14 protein-coding genes and 1 tRNA gene are annotated in these 24,607 nt (G+C 40.0%); 8 read left to right on the forward strand and 7 right to left on the reverse strand.

What is annotated here, in order from left to right; translation table 11 throughout:
• The first annotated feature begins 35 nt into the window (after positions 1-35).
• From GRFL_RS11065 to GRFL_RS11075, 3 genes are all read left to right on the forward strand, one after another.
• Complete coding sequence (locus GRFL_RS11065) at positions 36-311, forward strand: ATP-dependent Clp protease adaptor ClpS (protein WP_083644677.1); 276 nt, start codon at positions 36-38, stop codon at positions 309-311.
• A gap of 89 nt (positions 312-400) precedes the next feature.
• A tRNA-Arg gene (locus GRFL_RS11070) sits at positions 401-474 on the forward strand.
• A gap of 119 nt (positions 475-593) precedes the next feature.
• Positions 594-2,729 (forward strand): glycoside hydrolase family 43 protein, encoded by a 2,136-nt coding sequence (locus GRFL_RS11075; protein WP_083644678.1) that lies wholly within the window; start codon positions 594-596, stop codon positions 2,727-2,729.
• Between the two features lie 10 nt (positions 2,730-2,739).
• Here GRFL_RS11075 and GRFL_RS11080 read toward each other — a convergent pair whose 3' ends face one another.
• From GRFL_RS11080 to GRFL_RS11110, 7 genes are all read right to left on the reverse strand, one after another.
• Positions 2,740-3,918, reverse strand: a complete 1,179-nt coding sequence (locus GRFL_RS11080; protein ID WP_083644679.1) for a glycoside hydrolase family 88/105 protein — start codon at positions 3,916-3,918, stop codon at positions 2,740-2,742.
• A gap of 5 nt (positions 3,919-3,923) precedes the next feature.
• Positions 3,924-5,150 (reverse strand): DUF2264 domain-containing protein, encoded by a 1,227-nt coding sequence (locus tag GRFL_RS11085; RefSeq protein ID WP_083646099.1) that lies wholly within the window; start codon positions 5,148-5,150, stop codon positions 3,924-3,926.
• Positions 5,143-6,981: a glycoside hydrolase family 2 protein gene (locus tag GRFL_RS11090; protein WP_169833974.1), complete on the reverse strand. Its 1,839-nt coding sequence runs from the start codon at positions 6,979-6,981 to the stop codon at positions 5,143-5,145. The genes GRFL_RS11085 and GRFL_RS11090 overlap by 8 nt, the downstream gene beginning before the upstream one ends.
• A gap of 5 nt (positions 6,982-6,986) precedes the next feature.
• On the reverse strand, positions 6,987-8,276 hold the full coding sequence (locus tag GRFL_RS11095; RefSeq protein ID WP_083644681.1) for a BNR repeat-containing protein: 1,290 nt from the start codon (positions 8,274-8,276) through the stop codon (positions 6,987-6,989).
• 23 nt (positions 8,277-8,299) lie between these two features.
• The gene (locus tag GRFL_RS11100; RefSeq protein WP_083644682.1) at positions 8,300-9,292 is read right to left on the reverse strand and encodes a glycoside hydrolase family 43 protein; all 993 of its coding nucleotides are present in this window, start codon (positions 9,290-9,292) and stop codon (positions 8,300-8,302) included.
• Positions 9,293-9,296: 4 nt separating this feature from the next.
• Positions 9,297-12,401 (reverse strand): beta-galactosidase, LacZ type, encoded by a 3,105-nt coding sequence (gene lacZ / locus GRFL_RS11105; RefSeq protein WP_083644683.1) that lies wholly within the window; start codon positions 12,399-12,401, stop codon positions 9,297-9,299.
• Between the two features lie 121 nt (positions 12,402-12,522).
• On the reverse strand, positions 12,523-14,040 hold the full coding sequence (locus GRFL_RS11110; RefSeq protein ID WP_083644684.1) for a glycoside hydrolase: 1,518 nt from the start codon (positions 14,038-14,040) through the stop codon (positions 12,523-12,525).
• A gap of 305 nt (positions 14,041-14,345) precedes the next feature.
• On the opposite strand from GRFL_RS11110, the gene GRFL_RS11115 reads away from it, so the two are divergent.
• From GRFL_RS11115 to GRFL_RS11135, 5 genes are all read left to right on the forward strand, one after another.
• Entirely contained in the window at positions 14,346-17,402 is a 3,057-nt protein-coding gene (locus GRFL_RS11115; RefSeq protein ID WP_083644685.1) for a SusC/RagA family TonB-linked outer membrane protein, read from the forward strand.
• Positions 17,403-17,413: 11 nt separating this feature from the next.
• Positions 17,414-19,060: a RagB/SusD family nutrient uptake outer membrane protein gene (locus GRFL_RS11120; RefSeq protein WP_083644686.1), complete on the forward strand. Its 1,647-nt coding sequence runs from the start codon at positions 17,414-17,416 to the stop codon at positions 19,058-19,060.
• Positions 19,061-19,175: 115 nt separating this feature from the next.
• On the forward strand, positions 19,176-22,577 hold the full coding sequence (locus tag GRFL_RS11125) for a VCBS repeat-containing protein (protein ID WP_083644687.1): 3,402 nt from the start codon (positions 19,176-19,178) through the stop codon (positions 22,575-22,577).
• Between the two features lie 20 nt (positions 22,578-22,597).
• Positions 22,598-22,963: a RagB/SusD family nutrient uptake outer membrane protein gene (locus GRFL_RS11130; protein WP_083644688.1), complete on the forward strand. Its 366-nt coding sequence runs from the start codon at positions 22,598-22,600 to the stop codon at positions 22,961-22,963.
• A gap of 65 nt (positions 22,964-23,028) precedes the next feature.
• Positions 23,029-24,579, forward strand: coding sequence for an alpha-N-arabinofuranosidase (locus GRFL_RS11135; protein ID WP_083644689.1), 1,551 nt, complete (start codon positions 23,029-23,031; stop codon positions 24,577-24,579).
• The last annotated feature ends 28 nt before the right edge of the window (positions 24,580-24,607 follow it).

Raw genomic sequence — 24,607 nt, forward strand, 5'->3', positions numbered from 1 at the left:
TCTTTGCCGCGAATTACATGAGAAAATAATTGAAGATGAGCACGAAAGAAGAATTACTTGAAGAAGTTGATCTCAAGACCCAAAAGGAAAGAGAGAATGAGATCGTTCTCTATAATGACGATTACAATACTTTTGACCATGTTATCGAGACGCTGATCTATGCCTGTGATCATACTCCGGAACAGGCAGAACAATGTTCCATATTAGTTCATTATAAAGGAAAATGTACGGTAAAAACCGGGCCTTATGATGATTTGAAGCCGAGGTGTTCCAAGCTGTTGGACGCGGGACTTAGCGCTGAAATAATTTAATTCAGATTTTTTTTCCGGAAACTTTTCAGTTTTTAAAATAAACAATATATTTGCACCCGCTTTGTAAGACACAGAGCAACTGAAAAACTGGCCTCGTGGCGCAACTGAATAGCGCATCTGATTACGGCTCAGAAGGTTCCAGGTTTGAATCCTGGCGAGGTCACAAAAAACCCTAATAACTAAAGTTGTTAGGGTTTTTTTATGCTGACCTCTCAGTGATTTTTATTAAATGTATTTAGTACGTTTAATAAAAAGTCTTATCTTCCTACAAATTCCATAAATATGAAATCTTTGTTTAGAATTGGCTTTTTGCTAGTGTTCACTACCTTTTTATTCCAGTCATGTGCGGGAACCAAAAATGAAACTCCTGAATTCTCCAATTATCTGTTCGCCTATTTTACCGGGAATGGCGATGGGGAAGAGGCCGTGCATTATGCGATTAGTTCAGATGGTTACAATTACTACGCATTGAACGATGATAAAGCCATTCTGGATAATCGATCGATCAGCAGTACTGGAGGCGTGCGCGATCCACATATCCTGCGAGGTCCAGATGATCAGTTTTATATGGTGTTGACCGATTTGAAAACTTCGGAAATGGGATGGAATAACACGGCTATGATTCTTTTGAAGTCTAATGACCTAATAAACTGGAAATCCAGTGTGATAGACATTACCCGCAGTTTTCCTCAGGAATTTTCAGATGTAAACCGCGTTTGGGCACCACAAACGATTTACGATGAGCACTCAGGTAAGTTCATGGTGTATTTTTCCATGCTTCAGCCAGGCGGCTACGATAAGATCTATTATGCTTATACCAATCAGGATTTCACGGCACTGGAAACAGCCCCGAAACAGCTGTTTTTCAGTCCTAATGAGAAAGCGACGATCGATGGAGATATCATTTTAAAAGACGGGAAATATCACCTTTTTTATAAGACGGAAGGGACCGATGATAAAGGGATTAAAGTAGCCATTTCAAATAGTCTTACCTCTGGTTATCAAGCGCTTCCTGGGAATGTGGACCAGACTGATAAAGCCGTTGAAGGATCGGGAGTTTTTAAACTCATTGGCTCTGATCAATACATTCTCATGTATGACGTGTATCGCGATGGCGAATATCAATTTGCCGAGAGTAACGATCTTCAGAATTTTAAAGTGGTAGATGAACAGATTTCCATGAATTTTCATCCAAGGCACGGAACCGTCATTCCTATTACTGAGGAAGAAACCAGCCGCCTTCTTCAGAATTTTCCATCCAAAAATATTCCGGGTATTATCGGCGTACAAGGCGAAAATGTACGTTGTCCCAACATGGTGGTGGATGAAGAAAATAAGACGGTTTTCATTCCGGTAAAGCCAGGTACCGATATTTCCAGTTTTGAACCTTCTTTTAGGCTGGCTCAAACGAAAAGCATCGAACCAGGCGGACCTCAGGATTTTACGAATGGCCCCGTAAAATATACTATTAATTCAGATAAAACCTATGAAGTTCATGTGGCGGTCAATAACAACCCGATCGTAGATGGGTACTATGCCGATCCCGAAATTCTATACTCTAATAAAACCAGTAAATACTATCTGTATCCTACCAGTGACGGTTTCACCGGTTGGAGTGGAACATACTTCCGAACCTTTTCTTCGGAAGATCTCATCAACTGGAAAAAAGAAGATACGATCCTGAACCTGAAGACCAACGTTAGCTGGGCCGATCGCAATGCCTGGGCTCCTGCAATGGCTGAAAAGAAAATCGATGGAGAATACCAGTATTTCTACTATTTCACAGCTGCCCAGAAAATTGGAGTAGCTGTGGCGAGCGATCCTACGGGACCTTTTAAAGATAGTGGTGAACCATTGATCGACTTTAAGCCTGCCGGGGTGAAAGGCGGACAGGAGATCGACCCGGATGTGTTTACCGATCCAAATTCAGGTAAGAGCTACCTCTACTGGGGTAATGGTTATATGGCGGCTGCGGAACTGACTTCAGATATGCAACATATCAAACCGGAAACCATCAAGGTACTCACGCCAGATGAGACTTTTAGAGAAGGAACTGAAGTGTTTTTTCGAAATGGGAAATATTATTTCCTGTGGTCTGAAGATGACACCCGAAGTCCAAATTACCGGGTGCGTTATGCCACTGCTAATTCTCCGCTGGGACCTTTGGAAATCCCGGAGAATAACCTTGTGATTAAAAGGAATGACCAGCAACAGATCTATGGAACCGGGCATAATTCAGTAATTAATAAAACCGGAACAGACGAGTGGTACATCGTATATCACCGTTTTACCAGGCCAAAAGGAATTGAAATGGGAGATGCTGCAGGCTTCAATCGGGAAGTCTGCATGGACGAACTGCATTTCGATGATTCTGGTAAAATTCTGGAAACAATCCCTACTTTGGAAGGAATTCAGTAGCAATTACCATTTATTGCTGTTTTTGAGCAAACCGATACATTTCCGAAGCTGCTAATAAGTAGGCTCCAACACCAAAATCGGCCGTAGAATTTTTGTCTACGATCTGCCCGGGAATCGCTTTTTCCCCAATTGGCTGTACATAACCAATTTCACCATTTTCCTGCAAGGCCACCTTGTTCAAATACTGCCAGGATTTTTCAACAACAGGCTGGTAGGTTTCTTTACTGAGAACCCCGTTGTTCATTCCCCAAAGAAATCCATAGGTGAAGAAGGCTGTTCCGCTGGTTTCAGGACCGGGGGCGTGCTCCGGGTCGAGAATACTCCGGGTCCAGTAACCTGCATTTTGTTGCGCATTCTTTAAGGCTTCAGCCATATCTTTAAACCTTTCTTCAAAAAAGGCACGGTGTTCATAATCCTCCGGAAGGTCCTGCAAAACCTTGGCCAGACCCGCGAAAACCCATCCGTCACCACGTGCCCAGAAATCCTTTTTGCCATTCAGGCTCTTATGCTGCGGGAACACGTATTTGGCATCACGATAATAGAGACCTGCCTGCTCATCGTACATGATGGAATTAGCGTATTGGAAGTATTCGTAAAGTTTATCCAGGTAATGTTCATTACCCGTAATTTTATAAAGTTTCGTCATTACCGGCATGACCATATACAGCCCGTCTGCCCACCACCAATAATCTTCTTGTGGAGTGCTCATCTGGTATTCCATTACTTCACGGGCACGCGCGATCTTCGTGGAATCTTCTGAACCTTCTAAAGTATAGATATCCGCATAAGTCTGAAAAGCGATCTGCCAGTCCCCAAAAAGCACATGTTCCGGAGTTTCGCCATAATGATATTTCCAGTTTGAACGATCATCTGAAGTGGCTCCTTTCCAGTTATTATGCTCAGCCCATTTTTTTGAGTATTCCAAAAATCGTTCGTTTCCGGTAACCTTATAAGCTTCGATATTTCCCGTATGATAAGCAGCCGGATGCCAGAAAGCCCGGTCTGGTTCTGGATGCGAATTTTGCCAGTGATCGTTCACCAGGTTGATGATGTTCAGAACACTGTCGGCTTTTGGCGGAAAATGTTTTTCATCGTTTGGCGTTTCACTCATTTTCTTATTACTGAAGTTGCAGGAAAGAAGCAGTAAAGTTACAAGCGGCAGGCTATTTCGGATAATAAGGTGATACATATTTTCTATTTTTCGGCTTTATCGATTGGTATATTTTGTCCGTTCCAGATCTTTTTCTGAGTCCATGGTTTGGCTTCATCGGTCCAGAATCGATTATTTTCGGGCAATCCGAGGACTAAGAATGCTTCGGAACACAGGTACAGCGAACCGGTGGAGATATAACCTTCTCCAATACTAGGCTGGTGGCCAAAAAAGCCAATTTGAAGCCAGCCATTTTCATCAAAAGTCCCTGGAGTATTCAGCTGATTAAAAATGACTTTCTGAAGTGCTCCCCGAACCTGTGACGGTTCCAGTTCTTCTGGAAGTTCTTCCCAAAGGGCAATTTGAGAAAGCAACTGGAATGCACCAAACCTGTACGCCAGTGAGCGGCCAATAGGCGGATAGGTTCCTTCCGGAGAGATCAGTCTTTCCTGGATCTCAGCATAGCGTTTTGCCCGGTTCAGTACAGCTTCATATTCCTCTTCGTGTTTCAGGCCTGCCTCATTCATTGTTTTGAGAATGTCCAGAAGCATCGGCTGAATGACAAAACTGTTGTAATAGTCCCAGTGAAAATCAGGACCATCGCCATACATTCCATCGCCTAAATACCATTCCATATGCTTTCGAATGGGTTGCTGCAACCTGAAATCATCTGCCGAATCATCAAATTTTAATAATGCGGCTTCAATCATGGAACTGAACAATAACCAGTTGCTATAATACGGTTCAATACTCCTCGTAGCTTTCAGGGATTTGGTCACCTGCTGCTTGGTTTCAGCAGGAAGCGGGTCCCATAATTGGGTTGGGGCGCGTAATAATGCCTGCGCCAGAAAAGCGGCATCTACCAGGGGCTGGCGATCTTCCGTGAAGTTCATATAATCGGCCGCTTCAGGATTGGTGGCATTGGTAATGCCTTTTCTGGCCATTTCAAGATATTTTTTCCGAAGTTTTCCTTCTGAAGAATCATCAGGCCCCAATTCCAGCCAGGGAGCCATCCCGGAAAGTAAGCGTCCAAAGCCTTCCAGGTACGTGACATGAGTTCGATCGTCCCAGGCACTGGGCGAACGTTCCACCGGCATCTGCAACTTTAGTTGATCTTTGCTGATGGCAGAAAGTAAAGGATCGGCGATCCTCACCAGCGAAGCCACATAAAATTCGCGGGAATGGGAAGGGAATTCTTGATTTTCGGGATTCTGGCCACAAACCAGGAAAGGCATTCCAAAGAATAGTAAAATCAGCAGTTTATTACTCATACTGAGTTTCCATGTTTTCATAATATTCTTTCAAAGTGAAAAAGGCCTTTTTCTTGTTCCCCTTATCGTCGATTAGGCCTTTACGGTTCCAGCCATCCTGAAATTGCGGATTGTTCCTTTTGGGAGATCGAAAATCTGCAAGGATCCACGGCATCATACCAGAAAAATTTTCCGGCATCTGCTGCATCATTTTGATGGTTTCTTCATAATACCATTCCTGGAATTCTTCCGTCCAGCGTTGTTCCTTTTCTCCGTGATATCCGCCTTTTGCCCCGGCGCCGGTTTCACTGATTAAAAGCGGCTTGTCATAGGCTACACCCCATTTGGCCTGAGCTTTGGCTCCAGGCAGATCCCCATACCAGCCTAAATATTCATTTACGGAAACCACATCTGTATATGCTCCAAGGGGATCGTCAATAAAGTTTTCTTCACGATTGTAGTGTACCTCCAAAGCGGCCGAAACGAGTCTTGTTTGATCCATCACCTTGGTCTTTTTTATAAGATTATGCATGAAATTGGTCCGCGCTTCACTCACCGGGGTTTCATTTCCCACAGACCAGATGATCACCGAAGCCTTATTCCGGTCCCTAATGATCATTTCTTCCAGCTGTTTTTCGGCTTTTTGATAAACGGAATCATTCTTAAAATTGATAGTCCAGTAAACCGGAATTTCAGACCATACCAGAACGCCTAGCGAATCGGCCATTCGGGTCATGTATTCGTTATGCGGGTAGTGCGCCAGGCGAACCATATTGGCATTCAGGTCTTTCACCCATCCAAATAATTGGGCTGCGTCTGTTTCATTTTTTGCTCTTCGGGCTTCTTGCGGAATTTCTTCATGAAGGCAGATTCCTCTTAAAAACAGCTTTTCGCCATTCAGTAAAATATCTTTTCCGGAAACTTCGATCTTTCTGAAGCCGATCTTATCGGAAAGTGTATTTCCTTCAAAAACGATTTGTACATCATATAGTTTGGGCTTTTCAGGAGACCATAATTGCAGTTTTCTGGCAGTAAGATTGAAGCTTACTTCCCGGCCATCAATGGCTAGTTTTTTATTGATTTTCAATTCCGGGATCTGGATATTTACTGAACCGCTGGTAGAATGATTGAATTTCAGGTTTCCCGAGATCTCAAAGCTTTTTTTCTTTTTAGCTTGTTCAATGTCCTGTTCCTGTTTCAGCTGAATAGCATATTGTTGAACAAACGTTTCAGGCGTGGAAATTAATTTTACATCCCGAGTAATGCCACCATAATTCCACCAGTCGGTATTCACTGTGGGGATTTCATCAGGATGTCTTTTATTGTCTACTTTCACCACGAGGAAATTTTCTTTTTCTTTGAGCAGTTGCTTCGGTATTTCAAAATTGAAGGGTGTAAAACCACCTTTGTGCATTCCCAGTTTTTCGCCGTTGAGATAAACCTGTGCTTCATAATTGACCGCTCCGAAATACAGGAAATACCTGTTATTTGCAGCCACACTAGAAACATCGAATTCCCGCTGGTACCAAACAGTGCCTTCGTAATATTTAAAAACTTCGGCCTGAGAATTCCAGTCTCCGGGTACATTCAACGTATAGTTATCGCTGTACCCGTGCTCCTTTCGGTCTGATGCATTTTTTATAACCGGGTTATTCCAGTAGGCCTCCGGATCGTCAGCGTTTTTTTCTTTAAATCGGTAATTATAAAAGCCTGTTTCGTAAGGATCGATAATGTAATGCCATTTCCCGTTGAGCGATTGAGTTTGGCGGTTAGCCGTATTGATGATGAGGTTATCCTGTGCCAGTAAGCTGAAAGGGAAAACTAGGAAGAGGAATAATTGCAATATTCTCATATACATTATTTTTTAGGCAGTTTGGTTAATTCAACGATCTTGATCATGGTGGGTTCGGTATCTGAAAGTCCTTCGGCATCTTCCTGTTTTACATTCTGAACGAAAAGGTGTAATTCCTTATTCGATTTAAATACCCTGCGGTCATAATTTGGTTCCCATTGGCCAACCGAATAGGAGGTAAGGTCTTTCACCTTCCAATCGGTCGTCATTCCGTATTTTTTATAAGCCAATGAGATCCTGTTGTTTCTTTCGGCATCGCGATACACCAGGTAAATGATACCACCGGTAACCAGTATTTCAGGCCTGGAAATGGGAATGCTTTTGGTGCCGCCACCTCCCAGGTCAAAGGTGCTATTCCTGAAATCAGTTATTTCTTTTTTCCATTTTCCGTCCTGAAAATAGACGATCTGAAATTGGGTCTGGTCACCTTCCTCCCAGTAACTGCTAATAAATGGTAAACCTTTATCATTCACGGTCATCGAGGTTTGGTTGATCAGGTTTTGTTTTTGCGGGATTTCCCACGCTATTTCTGCGGAAGACTGGTTGATAGGAAGAGTATAGGTTTCACCAGATGATTTTTTCCAGGTTTTTCCTTTATCTGAAGATACTGCGTAGGCAATATCATGATTGGTTGAAACATCCCATGTTTCACGCCAGGTCCAGGAAAGATGGATCCTATTTTTCTTATCAACTGATGCCTGCCAGTAAGCATTTCGCTCTCCTTCGCCATCTATCAAATTGTTCTGAATTTGCTTCCATTTACGCGTTTCATTATTGAAATAATTGAGCACCAGGCTTCCTTTTCCCGACTGCCCTGAGCGGTACATGAAAAGCAGATCACCATCTGAAAAATTATAAAACTGCGGATAGGAAACTTTGCTTTCCTGTTTGCCGGTCATGCTTTGCATTTCACCCAATTTCAAACTAAGGGGTTGTTTGCTTACGGCATATTTTAAGTTCGAATCGTGATGATCCCAGCTAACATGTAAAAAGCCGTCACCATCAAGCGCAATACTAATCGCATTATGCGCATCTTTGGTATTTCCCTGATATTGTGTTTTCTGAATCTTCCATTTGGAACTGCCAACTTCTCTTCTGGCAAGTACGAGATAGGAATCATTATCGTAATAAGCCGTAAACTGGTATTGCTGATCGGAAGTGATCGCACTCTGCCGGAATATGACCGTATTGATGGAATTCTTTGCCCATCCTGGTCCTACCTCAGAAGTCCTGATCTTAATCCCTGAGCAGGAACAGATAAGGATGCAAAATATTAGTAATAATTGTTTTTTCAATTTAAAGGATTGTGTGATTCAACTTATGGATTGAAAGGCTTACCTACAATAATCTTATCCCCTGAATCGTCTACTCTAAATAATTTTGGATGCCGAATATAATTTCCATTAGCTCCTACGCGATGACTGTGCAGAGACATTAGCAGCTGTCCGTCAAATGTTTTAAATAACATTCCGTGGCCGTAATTTGGAGGTGTGATCGGTTCTTTTTCTTGAATCCACGGTCCGTCGATCGTACCGCTTTCAGAATAGGCAATTCCCTGCGTATAATCTCCGTATATCCAGCTAGTCCATAGCATCCCCAGTTTTCCCGTTTGAGTTCGAAATACGAAAGGACCATCTGTTACCATATTGGGCATGATCTTGCCATCACGCTTATCACGGCTCCACGGTGAATCACTTGCCCTGAAGAGAATCTCTCCTTCTCCAATCGATCCGCTGAGGTCGGGTTTCAGCTCGATTTTCTCCATTGTACCATCAAGATTCTGAAGCCATTCATGGCAGTAGATCATATATGGTGTATGATCATTGCTCACCCATAATGTTCCGTCCAGCGTTGGTTTTTCAGGAGGAAGATAAGTCGTGTCGGCCATAGGTTTATAGGGGCCATCTGGCTTGTCACTTACCAGAACATGGCTTGCTCTTCTATTGATGGGTCTTCCTTTTACAGTATCAATAAAGACTTCCTGATTCGTGAAAGTCGCAAAATAATAATATTGATCCTTATACTGATGTATTTCAGCAGCCCAGATCATAGGATCTTTTCCCATCCAGGAAGCGGTGTCATGTTCCACAATATTAAAAGGACCGGTCCAGTAAGCCAGATCTTTACTTTTCCAGAGTTTTCCCCCGGTCCCAGTCATATAATAGGTTTTGGAGGGTTTGTCTGCAAGGATAAAGGGATCGCTAAGCCTGATGGAATCCAGTAAAATGCTATCCCGAACTTCTTGTTTTTGGGCAAAAGCAAGGGTGGGACCTATTACCAGAAATATAAAAAAGCATTTTACAGTTTTCATGATATTAGTCTTTTAATGACAGCGTATAATTATATTCATACTGATCGTCCAGCAGGCGATACTGATCGTGTGGGAGCATTCCCCAGCTGTTATCACCACCCAAACCGCGTTGTTTTAGATCGATGTGAAGAAAAACGGTATCCTGAGGTTCCAAATCTGTAGGGTGTCTTTGGGCTTTATTCATTCCAGGATCAAGTTGTTCCGTGGAAATGTTCATCGCGCTAAAACCGATTGGTTGTGAACCTTTTATCTGGATCGTTTCATTGCCATTTGAAAGCTCGAACCAGCGAACATCAGTTCTATAGCCGGATTCCTGGGGGCGAATGTACGTCCAGGTATATTGGTTGTCCACCTTGTCCTCATAAATTCCAATAAAAGAAGCACTTTTTCTATCGGAAAAATTTTCCCATGGTCCGCGGCCATAATATTTTAGGTTTTCAAACTCTTCTGGAAGTTGCATGCGCATTCCAAATCTTGGCAATTCCGGGAGATCTTTTCCGGTCATGTCAATGTTTGCAGAAATTTTGATCTTTCCGTTTGGCTGGATAAGGTATTCAACTTCATAAGGCACTGCTATAGTATCAGATAATTTGTAAGAAACAGTTATCGGAAGACCTTCCGCAGTTTCTTTACCAACTGTTACTTTTTCTGCCCTTTTATTCTTAGTAGCATCTTTCCAGAATGCCAGATCCCGAGGCATGTGGTTACCAAAATCATTATCTGTGGGAGCTCTCCAGAAGTAGGGTTCCGGATAATGAGCAACCACGTTTTCTTTTCCTTTTAAGTGATAGGAGGTAAGGGTTCCCGTTTTCAGGTTAAAGACACCTTCCACATTGGCAGCTGAGAAAGTAATACTGTCTTTGGTATTTTTAAACTGAAGTTGGCCTTCCACATCTTCCGAAATTGCAAAAAAGTCCAGGTCTCCAATATGAAACTGTTCTCTCGCGATCTCATGATTGGCAGGAACTAGATCAGAAGCAGTTTTTGTAAGTGCGTAAACATTCAGAAAGTATTCGGCATTTTGCATTTCTGGTAATTCTAGCTGAATGGATTTTTCTTCTTTAGGCGCTACTGAAACTTTAAAATCTTGCTCATCTACTTTTTTTCCGTCAGCAAACAACAACCATTTGAATTGATATTTGTCCAGATCGGTGAAATTAAAACGATTCTTAATTGTCAATTTCGAATCCTTAAGTTTAAAATCGATATTCTGATATACTTTTTTCACTTCGTAAAGAGCTGGATGAGGTTTTCTGGCCGCATCAACAAGTCCGTTCGCGTTGAAATTCTGGTCATTTTGAAGATTTTCTCCTCCAAGATCTCCTCCATAAGCCCAAAACATTTTACCGTCTTTGGTTTCCGCTTTTAATCCCTGGTCTACCCAGTCCCAAATGAATCCACCCTGCATGTGGTCGCTGTTGTGAATGATATCCCAGTATTCCTGGAAATTACCACTACTGTTCCCCATGGCATGTGAATATTCACACATTATAAAAGGGCGTTTTTGAGAATCATCATTTGCGTATTCCTTCATATAAGAGATAGGAGGATACATTGGCGCTACAATATCCGTATCGATATCCTGTCCCGCCTGTTCAAAGCTAACGTAGCGAGTGGTATCACGTTCTTTGATCCAGTCGTACATCTCGTGAAAAACGGGTCCATTTCCGCACTCATTACCCATTGACCAAAGAATGATTGAAGTATGGTTTTTGTCCCTTTCCAGCATTCTTTTTATGCGATCTCGATGAGCAGGGGCCCATTCTTTCAGGTAAGCAGGATGTTTGGATTTGTCAAAATTACCTTGTAATTCCGCGCCCATAGCGTGCGTTTCGATATTCGCTTCATCCACCACATACATTCCATATTTATCGGCAAGCTCGTAAAGCTCGATTCCGTGTGGATAATGACTCATTCTTATCGCATTGATATTATTCTGTTTCATGATCTGGATATCCTTGATCATCGTCTCACGATCTGGTACATGCCCTTTGGTGCCGTGGTGTTCGTGTAGGTTTACCCCGTGTACCGTTACAGGCTTACCATTCACCTTTAACTGTGAATTTTCGATAAGTACATCTCTAAAGCCTGTTTTGCCAGAAAGCGCGGCAAGTTCGTTTCCTTTCTTATCAGAAATAGTTATGGTATAAGAATAGAGATTCGGATCTTCTGAGCTCCATCTTTTGATCCCTGCCAGCTGCTTCTGAAATTTGATTGACTGCGAAGGATCAATTTTTTCTTTTTCTTCGGAATAAATGCTTTCACCACTAGGTGAGAACAATTCTACTTTTACTGAAGGTTTCTTGATCTTTGAATCTTCAAACTTTCTAAGATCTACTGATAAGTTCAGGTCACCATCCTGATAATTATTGGTCAGTCCGCTTTTGATGAAATAATCCCAAATTGTTGTTTTTGGCATCGCCTGGAGGTACACATCGCGCTCAATCCCGCTTAATCTCCAGAAATCTTGATCTTCTAAATAACTTCCATCATGCCATCTAAAAACCTGGACTGCCAGCAGATTTTCACCCTTTTGGAGTAGGGAAGTAATGTCAAATTCTGCCTGAGTTTTGGAAGCTTTTGTCATACCTGCTTCCTTTCCGTTTACAAAGATTCTCGCGTATCCGGAAATCGAACCAAAGTGAAGGATAATTTCTTTGTCGTCCCAGTTTTCAGGAACACTAAAAGTTCTGCGATAGCTCCCAACCGGGTTGTAACCTTCCTGGATAAAAGGAGGATTTTTTTCAAAAGGGTAGGTGACATTCGTATAAATTGGTATGTCGAAACCTTCTGTTTCCCAGTTTGAAGGCACCTTAATGTCGCTCCAATTACTGTCATCCAGATCGGTTTTGTAAAAATCTTCCGGTCTTTCTGAAGGTTTTTTTACAATATTGAATTTCCAGGTTCCATTCAAATCTTTATAATAGGAAGAGGACTTTTTGTTTCCGTTTTTAGCAGTTTCCGCATTTTGATAAAGTACGAACTGGGCATGGGCCGCTTCTTTATTTCTATCCACCACCGATGGATCTTCCCATTCGTTTGGCGATTGCTGCGCTTTAAGGGCTAGGGATCCTAAAAAGCTGAGGACTACTAAAAGTGTTTTTTTCATTTTGTGATATTTATAAAATCATATCCGAAAGACATAAAAATTAGGATATTTGAATTTAATAGGTGTGTAAAATACATTTAAATACAGATATATGAAAATTAGTTTTAAAACTACTGTAGTCTTATTGAATTAAGAATGTGGTGATTGATCTTTCAGGTAGAATGAAATAGTCTTTTTCTTGTATATCATGCAAGCTAAGGTTGCTAGAAGTAGAAGTAATATATGTCTTAGGTTGAAAATTGGGCGACATATTTAAAAATCGTAATTTTTGGGTTTGGCTTTCTGAATTTATTACTACGATAACCTTTTCTGCGCCGTTAGAATAACCTGATACTAATAAGTTTTCATCATTGCTTTTTACCTGAATTCTATAATATCCCGGTCGTATAAACCTACTAAAATTTCCCAGTGTCCATAGTAATTTACTCTCGTAAAATTTACCGTCTGTTTTATTTTTATCAATATAAATAAGACCATCTTTATAATCATAAGGCGATACAGCGAGCCACCAATGCCATGCTGAAGCATTCGCAACGGTAAGGTCGTTATGAATAACCTTTGCCATATATAGCGCTGGTTCGATGCCCAGATCTCGGCCGTTACCAATTATTTCACCATAATTATCTCCCAAAATACAATACTCAGACATCCAAAACTTTAAATCGGGATAGTTATCAAGAGTATCCTTTAAATTTTGGCGCGTTCCCAAAAGTTTGATAGCAGGAGAAGTTGTAAAATAACTATGACCAGAAACCTTGTGGCTGATATTTTCAAGATCGCCTAAATAGTAGTCAGAGTTCTCATTAAAAAAACTAAAAATTTGATTAGCTGGTTTTTTTTGTGAGCTCTGGTAGAGAAAATTTAGCTGAGCCGCTTCCGGAATGTCAATAAGCGTTGATATATTACGATCTTCAAATTCGTCATTAATTTTTCTCGTAATCTTTGCAATTTCCTGGTTTTTGTAGGATGTTCCTTCCTGTTTGGAATCAATCCAGTCCCATTGAGGTTCATTGAATGGACTAAGATAAGTTATTTGCAAGCCAAGTGATTTGAAACCTTGAATAGCATCGGCCAGATATTGTGCAAAATTTTGATAGTGGGTTTCTGACAGATTCGACCTATTCGGTTTTGAAGCGTGTGCAATACCATTCCGGGTAAAATTTACATGAGGGGAATTTGTGAAAAGAAGTAAATCTTTCACGTGGAAACTTTTAGCAGCACTGGCCATCCAGATCTGCCCTCTCAGAGCACTCCAGTCGTGAGTGCCATCTAATTTTAAAAAGGATCTACCACGATGCCATTCATCTTGGATATGACTATTGTCACCTTGTTCAAAACTTCCTCCCCCTAAATTTATGCGCCATAGAGATAAACCTATCCCAAGCGCTTTGCCAGTATCATCAAAATCTTTGCTAAAAAGCAATTTTGCAATTTGTTGTTTTTTGGCATTAGGCCATAGTCCAACATACTGAATAGACCATGCATCTGAAGCACCAAAATTATCAATAGTTTGGTAAATCACGGAATCGTTAATTTCTATTTCCGAGATAAGATTGCTTTGAGCTCGCAATTTTAGATTTAAGAATATTATAACATTTAAAGTTAGAAGGTATTTCCAATAGCTGTAAAGTTTTCTCATTTGAGGTAATTATTAATGTGAATTATACATTTAAATAATTGTTTTTAATTTAGTAATTGAATTGTCATTTTGAAAATTTTAAATAAAAAAACCTGTAAAAGCCCAAAATAATCTGTTAGAATTAAGAATTTTTTATATATTCGATTTTTAATTGTTTGATTAACACTTATAATAATTATCAAAATTGATTCCTGTTCACTCTATTTTCAAGTTTAAAATAGTGGAGAGTTTAATCATGAGATAAGCGATCAAGTGTTAAATATTTTTAAATTTTTAAAAACTAACTACTAACTAAAACCAAATTTATGGGGGGATTTATTCTTACTAAATTAAAAAAGAGGAAAACCATTCTACCTTTTTTAATTATCGCACTTTCATGGTTTCCCATTTCCGCCAAGCCAAATTCTTCATTGAAGGATATTCAGCAGACCATTACTGGAACTGTGGTTTCCGAAAATGATCAAATGCCACTTCCTGGAGTAACCGTAATGGTAAAAGGTACTCAGAATGGTACAGTTACCGATTTTGATGGAAATTATGAACTTACCGTCTCTGAGAACGATGCTATTTTAGTTTTTTCATTTGTTGGATTTAAGTCACAGGAAATTGCCATTGATGGGCAAAATTCTGTAAACGCCACAATGGAAGAAGATATGGGCCAGCTCGATGAAGTTGTCGTGGTGGGGTATGGTGAACAAAAACGAAGTAATATTCCTGGGGCTGTATCGCAGATTGAAGCTACAGAAATGGAGAAAAACCCGGCTCCAAACATGACCAGTGCATTGGTTGGTCAAACTTCAGGAATTATTGCAACTCAAAGGTCTGGTTCACCAGGTGACGACTACTCTAATATTTATATTAGAGGTATCGGAACCACTGGAAATGCCTCTCCAATATTTGTGATAGACGGTATAATTAGAGGATATCGTGATTTTGAGCAACTTAATGCGAACGAAGTAGAATCAGTTTCAGTGTTGAAAGACGCAGCTAGTGCAGCAGTATTTGGAGTTCGTGGAGGAAACGGCGTGATACTGGTAACAACTAAACGGGGTAAGGAAGGAAGAATGCAAATTAGCTTTACAACTAATTTGGGAATTCAGGAAAGAACCAATGAACCTAAATATTTGGGATCTTATGAATATGCAAAATTATACAATGAAGCTTTAGTAAACCAGGGAGATGAACCCTTTTATACACAGGAAGATTTAGATAAATATCTGTCTGGATCAAGTCCTGATACGCACCCTGATGTAAATTGGTTCGACTTTTTGAAAAGTACTGCAGCTATGCAGGAATATAGTATTTCTGCCAATGGAGGTTCAGAAAAAGTTCAGTATGCCACTTCCCTAAGTTTCTTAAATCAAGATGGTATTGTTCCTTCCAATAATTTTAAGCGGTACAATTTCAGATCTAATATTGATGCCAACGTAACGAAGACCACAAAACTCTCTTTTGATCTTTCTGGTCGAGACGACAGAACCAATAACGTAGCAGCTCCAGAACTTTTTCGTTGGTTGTCCAGTGAAAGACCCAATAAGATTCCCGCTATATGGTCAAATGGCACCTATTCCGGTGGTCCGGCATATCTAGCATTACCAGAGAATGGTTATAGAAATAGGGCAATCATGGCATTTAAAAGTAGAATGCAACTTCTTCAACAGCTTCCTGTAGATGGTTTAACGCTGAAGGCTATCGCCTCATATGACAAAACATTTCAGGATCAAAAGAATTTCCTATTCCCGCAAATTCCGAACTATAGTCGAAATAGCGATGGAACTTTTACCGAAGGACCAATAGGAAAAACAGAATTATATCAGGATCATAATGATTATCAGTCAATTACATTGGAAACGCACTTGAATTTCGATAAAGAATTTGGTAAATCAGATATCTCAGCACTTGTGCTTTACACTCAAACCGAAGAGAAATGGAAATTTATGTCGGCTTACAGAGATCAATTTACCCTTGCCATTGATGAATTGAATTTTGGAGGTGCTGCAAACAGAACTAACAGTGGTTATTCTGGCAGGAGTGCCAGAAGAGGTGTTGTAGGAAGATTAAACTATACCTTTGATGACAAATATATCTTGGAAGGAAGTTTTCGCGCAGATGCTTCTGAGCAATTTGCACCGGGTCAGCGTTGGGGCTTTTTCCCTTCGGGATCTGCAGGGTATGTTATCTCAAAAGAATCCTTTTTGGAGGATTCAGAAGTGATTGATTTCCTAAAATTAAGAGCATCTTATGGTGTTTTAGGAAATGACCGTATTGGAGGGGCCAGGTTCCTATACCTTCAATCATTCAATCAGTCTGGTAATGCTGTCTTCGGAAATGGGGATGTTCAACCAGCCATAGTAGAAGGGAATTTGGCGAATCCAAATGTCACCTGGGAAACTGTGAAAAAGTTTAATGTTGGAGTAGATGCAAATTTCTGGAATAGAATGCTATCGGTAAGTCTTGATTACTTCTATGACAAACGTACTGATATTTTAGGAAGCAGGAATTTAACTGTTCCAAGTTTGTTAGGAGTAGGTCTTCCGGTTGAAAATCTTTCCAGAATTGATAATAAAGGATTTGAAGCAGTCCTTGGACATCAAAACAGAATTAATGACGACTTTAAATATACGGTGAACGCCAATTTCACCTACGCTAGAAATGAGATTGTATTTATTGATGAACCTGAAACGTCGAATCCAAGAATTAGACAAACCGGCCGTCCTTTATATGGTCAATATGGATATGTGTCTTTAGGGCTTTTCCAAACTCAGGAAGAAATTGATAATGCTGCTACACAAACCGGCAATATAGCGCCCGGAGATATACGATATGCCGATTTGAACAATGATGGTGTTATTGACGATCTAGATAGAACTTTTATTGGGACTTCTAACACTCCAGAAATTATTTTTGGTCTCAACGGGAATTTTACTTATAAAAACTTTCAACTTTCGTATCTTTTTCAAGGTGCGACTAACGTGAATCAATATTACGGGGGAGAGGCTTATTGGCCATTCTTCTTAGGAACAAGCCCGGCATTTGAACATAATCTAGACAGGTGGACGCCAGACAATCCTGATGCCAGTGAACCTCGTGTACTTATAGATTCCAATAGCAATCAGGCTGGTTCAGATTTTTGGCTTCAGGACGCTTCCTATGTTCGACTTAAAAATTTAGAGTTAGCTTATAATCTGCCGGTTGATAAAATTGGAGATAATTTTTTACAGTCGGCAAGAATATATGTTAATGGTAACAACATTTATACCTGGACAGGAATTGAAGGTTATGACCCAGAAAACGGTGATGGCCGAGGCTGGGGGTACCCTCAATTGAGGCTTTGGAATGTTGGAGTAAATTTAACTTTTTAAAATACTGAAATATGAATAATAGAATTTCTAGTCTTAGGAAAATATTTGGCACAGTGTTTTGCGTGCTTACTTTGCTGAGTTGTCAGAAAGATTTTCTGGATCAGGTTCCCAAAGATTCCCTAACGGAAGAAACCGTTTGGTCCGATCCACAAGGTGCAACTCAATTTGTGAATGCAATTTATGGTGAAATGCCATCTGGTTTCGATCGATGGTATGATGGCTGGGCCAAAGGCCTGTATTTGTTTGATGGAGCATCAGATGATGGTGATGTATCAATGGGATGGACGCATTCAACCTTACTTCAAAACGCAGAATTTTTGCCAACCTATGTTCCATGGGGAAATATGTGGAGTAACTATTATAATTTGATACGAAAGGCGAATGTCGCTTTAGAGAATTTGGATAGGCTTGAGGATGAAGAGCTAAGAACAAGACTGAAAGGAGAAGTTTACTTTTTAAGAGGTTTTATGTACCACAAGCTTTTAAGGTTGTTTGGTTATCGTTCATCTGGAGGTGAAGCAACTGGAGTTCCGTTGGTAACTACAAGTTTAAGCCTGGATGATGATTTGGCTATTCCTCGAGCGACCTATTCCGAGGTGGTAAGCCAGATTATAAGTGATTTGGATACCGCAGCAAGTTTATTACCCGCTAAAGGAGGAATAGAAGAAGGCAGGGCAACTTCTGGTGCCGCAATAGCCTTTAAAGGCAGAGTTTTGATGTACGCGGAAAAGTGGGCGGAATCTGCTAGTGCTTCTAATCAGATTATCACTAATGCTAATTATTCACTATTTCCAGATTACAAAACCTTGTTTCTAACAAAGAACAACGAAGAGATAATCTTTGCCAAGAAATTTTTATACCCAGACAAACATCATCAAACTAACGCAGGAGGAACCCAGAATGCTGGTTGGGATGTTTATAATACGCCTCCATCGTATAGAGGTGTAAGTGACGGCGGCTGGGGAGGAAATCTTCCAACTCAAAATTTTGTGGACTCATATGACATGGTAGACGGGTTGCCACAGGATGAATCTCCTCTGTATGACTCAGAAAAACCTTGGGATAATCTAGATCCTCGTTTCGAGGCAACAGTTGTTCATAATGGTGCAATGTTCAGAGGTCGTGAGGTTGAACTATTTGTAGGAGGCAGGGATATTCAATTTATTAATACAGGATATTTCCTGAGAAAATTTCATAATGAAGACCTTGTAATCTATTCGCAATCCAGTGATCAGGATTGGATTTTTATGAGGTATGCTGAAGTGCTTCTTAATTATGCGGAAGCTCAAAATGAAGCAGTGGGACCAGATGCCACTGTGTATAGCGCAATTAATCAAATTCGTGGTAGGGCAGGTATGCCAGAACTTCAGTCTGGACTTTCACAAGACCAGATGAGAGAAAAGATTAGAAATGAAAGAAGAATTGAGTTGGCATTTGAAGAGCACAGGTTCTTCGATATTAGAAGATGGGAGATTGCTCCAAATGTTCTAAATGGACCTGTATATGGTATCCAACTGACTCCTAATGGAGATGGGACTTTTGAGTATAATCGTATTGAAGTTGAAGAGAGGCCTTTCCCAGAGAAAATGTATGTGTTACCAATACCTCAGGATGAAATTGATAAAAATCCTGCTGCAACACAGATTTTAGGATGGTAATTCTAATTTCTATATTAGTTTGAAATTAAAAGGGTTGTAGGATTTGCAAAAATGCCACAACCCTTTTTTAATAAACTTTTTCCCATACAACGGAAACTACTTTACTTTTTAGGCAATGGATTTCTTCTTTAAAAGAGTTTTGATCATCGTGATTTCGCTATTCAGTTTGGTTGCATGTAATAAAAAACATGAAGCCGATAAAATGCATGAACCCAAATTATTTGAATTGCTAGATGCAAGTGAAACTGGGGTCAATTTTATGAATGAAATAGAGGAGACAAAGGAGCTAAATGTGATGCAGTATGAATATATGTATAATGGGGGGGGGGTTGGCATTGGAGATTTCAATGGCGACGGACTTCAAGATATTTATTTCTCTGCTAATATTAAGGATAACAAACTATATCTCAATAAAGGCAATTTTCATTTTCAGGACATTACATCGGTATCACATACCGCAGGCAAGCACGGCTGGAAAACAGGAGTGGCTGTCGCAGATGTAAATGGTGATGGTCTTTTGGATATTTATGTTTGCTATTCCGGTTTAGGTAATAATATAGAACGTTCCAATGAACTCTATATCAATCAAGGAAATGGTGCGGATGGTATTCCAACTTTTAAGAATAAAGCAAAAGAATTTGGACTGGAGGCCGAGGGAAGCTACAGTACACAATCGGTCTTTCTTGATTATGATTTAGATGGGGATTTAGATATGTTTTTACTTAATCACTCGAAAGATTATTATTCCCCTTTTTATAATAGTACCAAGCTAAGGAATTCAAGACATCCTTTATACGGAAATAGGCTTTACGAAAATAAGGATGGTAAATTTCAGGATGTGAGTGTCAAGGCGGGAATTCATGGCAGTGGTCTTAACTTTGGGTTAGGGGTCATCATTAGTGATATAAATGAAGATGGGTTACCAGATATTTATGTATCGAATGACTATGTAGAACAGGATTTTTTCTATTTGAATAATGGAGATAAAACTTTTAATGAGGTCTCGAAAAGTTCGTTCGGTCATATTTCGCAATTTTCAATGGGAAATAATGCCGCAGATATTAATAATGATGGGCATATAGATATCCTCACTTTGGATATGTTGCCAGAAGATAATTATCGGCAAAAAATTTTAAAAGGATCTGATGAGTATGATCGCTATCATCTGGCAATAGACAGTGGGTATCATAAGCAGCAGATGCGAAATATGTTTCAATTAAACATGGGTATGGACAAAAACTCGATCCCAAAGTTTAGTGAAGTGGGGCAGCTTGCTGGCATATCTAATACAGATTGGAGTTGGGCACCCTTAATTGCGGATTTTGACGGAGATGGTCTAAAAGATGTCTATATCACAAATGGATACTTAAGAGATTATACGAATAAAGACTTTATGAAATTTGAGGTAAATGAAGCCATAGCAAAAGTTAGGAAAAAAGGAGGTGAGTTATTTGGAAAAAAGGGAAAGGAAAAGTATGCAGACGTGATTTATGACCTCGTAAGAAAAATGCCATCTACAAAAATCTCGAATTATATGTACAGAAATACAAATGGTCTTAAGTTCGAAAATGTGAGTGAAGATTGGGGACTTGATAATCCAACTGTATCTACAGGTGCAGCCTATGCTGATCTGGATGGTGATGGAGATTTAGATTTAGTGGTGTCTAATACGAATGAATTAGCTGGTATTTATCGGAATAACAGCGGGAAAGAAACTGATTATCTTAAAATCAGATTAAAAGGTAGTCATAAGAATACCCAGGCTATTGGAGCGAAAGTTTGGGTTACAACAGATTCATTAGAGCAGTATCAAGAAAATTATAATGTTCGAGGATATCAATCTTCTGTAGATCCGATTTTATTTTTTGGCCTGGGACATTCCGCTAATAATATAAATGTGAAAGTTGTATGGCCAAACAACAAGCTAACTATTTTAAAGGGGATTAAACCAAATCAATTATTAGAGTTGAACGTGCAGGAGGCAAAGAATAATGAACCTGAAAAAAGTGAAAGTGGTGATAAAAAGCTTTTAACTGAAATTGATAAGGGATATTTTCCATATAAACATGAGGAAAATAGATATATTGATTTTAAGGTAAACCGTTTGGCACTTAAAGAAACCTCTAAATCTGGGCCAAAGATTTCGGTTGGCGATGCCAATAATGATGGTTTGGATGACGTTTTTATAGGTGGCGCTTTTGGCCAGGCGGATGCTTTATTTCTAGGTACAAAAGAAGGAAGGTTTGAAGAAGTAAATAGGAGTTTTTGGGAAAAAACAAAAAAATATGAATCAACAGGATCAACTTTTTTTGATGCAGATGGAGATGGGGATATGGACTTATATGTGGTTAGTGGAGGGAGTCAGGCTCAGGAAGACATTTCTCTCCTAAGAGATCGAATCTATATAAATGATGGACATGGAAATTTTTCAGATGTTACCCAAGAAGCTTTACCGGAAGCTTATGCGAATGGTAGTTTAGTAATCGCCGGGGACTATGATGGAGATGGAGACCAGGATCTTTTCGTAGGTGGAGGTAGTAACGCTGCAACATATCCTGGATCAGAACTGGGAGGGATATTGCAAAATGAGAGTATAAACGGACAAGCAAGGTTTAAAATTGTCACAAAAGAAGTTAACGATGAATTGCGAAATCCGGGACTGGTTACCGATGCTTTATGGATAGATATTAATAAAGATAACCAGCTTGATCTGGTGCTTTGTGGAGAATGGATGCCAATTAGAATTTTCATCAATGTAAATACCAAATTGGTAGAAAGGACAGCCGAATATGGTTTATCAGAAAGTTTTGGTTTGTGGCAAAAGATTATCGCTTATGATCGCGATAATGATGGCGATTTGGACCTAATGGTCGGAAATGTGGGAAATAATTTTCCGTTTCAGGTTAATAAAGATGAACCACTTGAGGCATTCATAGGGGATTTCAGAGGAGATGGAGTAGAATCCCCCGTATTGAGCAGCTATATTCAGGGGAAAAGATACCCTATTGCGACTTTGGATGAATTACATGATGCATTCCCTTATATCAAAAAGAAATTTTTGAAATATGACCAATATGCCAAAGCTACATTGGAAGAAGTTTTCGATGTGGAAAAATTAAACAAAGCAAAACATTTAAAGGTTACCAATTTAAATAGTGCGTATTTGGACAATATTGGTGGCAAATACGTTATTAAAAATCTTCCGGAGGCGGCTCAATTTTCGGCTATACAGGGTATCAATCAATATGATTTTAATCAAGATGGAATTTCAGATGTATTACTAACGGGTAATTTTTATCCTATGAAAGTGGAATATGGGCCCAGTGATTCCGGAAAAGGTACTATTCTCTTAGGAGATAGTCATGGAGGATATACCGTACTGGATCACGCGGAATTAGGAGTATTCATAGAAGGAGATATTAGAGATGCTGAAATAGTGACTGTGGGTGATCAAAAAATTATAGTAGTATCGAAAAATAACGATAATCTCCAGTTATTAAGAATTAATGAATTTTAATAACTATAAGAAATATATTAATGTGTCCTTTTAATTCTACTATTGTTACAGAAGTACGTGATAGAGCTTTTAAATCGAACCCCGAAAAAGCAACAGTGACAGGGAGTGAACTGGAGTCTGGTAGCGTTTATGACTATGGTCTTCGCAATGAAGATGCTACTACAGAAGAAGGAGGAGATGACATCATGTACGGTAGGTTTTTAGATGAATTAGCCTGGGAATTTAATCAGGAAGGGCATAGGCGCCAGGACATGATCCGTTTTGGGATCTTTACTGAAAAATCCTGGTTTTCCCATTCTCCGGATGGTGATTTCAGGGCCTTGTATCCAATCCCACAACAGGCATTGAACAACAACCCTAATCTTACGCAGAACCCGGGTTATTAATATATAATTGTTTTAGCTGATTATCCTGATGGCCGAAAGGCCATCAGGATTTAATAAAAATAAGGATGAAGAAGATTTTACTCAATTTTTTAGTTGCCACTGCATGTATTGCGGGAAACGGGTTAATGGCCCAGGAAGTTTCCACAATTACTTTGAAACCCACAGATAGTGCTCCCATTATCAATAAGAATATATATGGTCATTTCGCCGAGCATTTGGGAAGACTGATCTATGATGGATTGTATGTGGGAGAAGACAGTTCCATTCCCAACACCAAAGGTGTTCGTAATGATATTATCAAGGCTTTGAAAGACCTGGATATCCCGGTTCTTCGTTGGCCTGGAGGCTGTTTCGCTGATACCTATCATTGGAAAGATGGAATTGGCCCTAAAGAAGATAGGCCTACAATTGTAAACCAGTGGTGGGGCGGTGTTACCGAAGATAATAGTTTTGGAACGCATAATTTCCTCGATCTGTGCGAAGAATTGGAAACAGAGCCTTACCTGGCAGCAAATGTAGGTAGTGGAACGGTGAAAGAACTGGCAGATTGGGTGCAATATGTGAACCATGCCGGGGTAAGCCCAATGTCAAAATTACGGCAGGAAAACGGCAGAAAAGAACCCTGGAAAGTAACCTATTGGGGTGTAGGTAATGAAGCTTGGGGTTGTGGCGGTCATATGACGGCAGAATACTATGCCAATGTGTATAAAAAATACGCAACTTTTATGACCGATTGGAATAATGGTACAGGTTTATACAGAATTGCCTCCGGAGCAAATGCTGGTGATTATCACTGGACTGAAGTCTTGATGAGAGACATCCCAACAAACCTTTTGGAAGGCGTTGCCCTACATTCCTATTCGGTTATTGACTGGAGCAACAAAGGCTCCGCAACCGGATTTACCAAAAAACAGTATTTCCAGACCATGCAACGGGCATTGCATATGGAAGAACTTGTTACCAGGCATTCAGCGATCATGGATAAATATGATCCAGAAAATAAAGTAGCATTGATTGTAGATGAATGGGGAGGATGGTATGATGTAGAAGAAGGCACTAATCCAGGTTTTCTTTATCAGCAGAATACCATGAGAGATGCCATGATTGCAGGAACTACGCTGAATATTTTTAACAATCACGCCCGTAGGGTCAAAATGGCCAACCTGGCGCAGGCAGTAAACGTATTACAGGCTGTAATTCTTACTGATGGGGAAAAGATGCTTCTCACTCCAACCTACTGGGTAATGCAAATGTATAAAGTGCACCAGGATGCCACTTTGATTCCACTAAATCTGGAGGGTGAAAACTATGTAATGGATGGAGAAGAATTGCCTGCTATTTCAGCATCAGCATCCAAAGCAAAAGATGGGAAAGTGCATATTTCCCTGGTCAATATCGACTCTGAAAATGCACATGAAGTTAGTATAGACCTTTCGGAAATGACTTTATCTGATTTATCAGCCAGGATACTGACTTCAAAAAATGTACAGGATTATAACTCCTTTGAAGATCCGGAAAGTATCAAGCCAGTGCCATTCAAAGATTTTAAAATGAAAAAGGGAAAACTGGATGTGGAAGTACCACCCTTTTCCGTGATCGTATTTGGAGAAAAATAAGAACTCTCAGTGAAATTTCGCCTTAGAA

The sequence above is a fragment of the Christiangramia flava JLT2011 genome (assembly GCF_001951155.1).
Taxonomy (GTDB): domain Bacteria; phylum Bacteroidota; class Bacteroidia; order Flavobacteriales; family Flavobacteriaceae; genus Christiangramia; species Christiangramia flava.